This window comes from Frankia sp. CcWB2, assembly GCF_977927585.1.
The window spans coordinates 1-345 of the sequence record NZ_CDWRCM010000279.1; the positions used below are offsets into that span (position 1 = coordinate 1).

Consider the following 345-nt stretch of genomic DNA (forward strand, 5'->3'; position numbering starts at 1 on the left):
GCACTTCACCATGTACAAGTTCCGGTCGATGTACGTCGACGCGGAGGCGCGCAAGGCGGAGCTGGAGTCCCGCAACGAACGGGCCGAGGGGCTGCTGTTCAAGATGCGTGACGACCCGCGGATCACCAAGGTCGGGAAGTTCCTGCGCAAGTGGTCGCTCGACGAGCTGCCGCAGCTGCTCAACGTCGCGAACGGCACGATGTCGCTGGTGGGGCCGCGCCCGCCGCTGCCGTCGGAGGTCGCCCGCTACGAGGACGACGTGCACCGCCGGCTGATGGTGAAGCCGGGGCTGACCGGCCTGTGGCAGATCAGCGGCCGGTCGGACCTCGAATGGGACGAGTCGGT

1 protein-coding gene is annotated in these 345 nt (G+C 68.1%); it reads left to right on the top strand.

Annotated features, from left to right (window positions below):
• On the top strand, positions 1-345 hold a 345-nt coding region (locus ACY45C_RS20345), incomplete at both ends, for a sugar transferase (protein ID WP_462189159.1).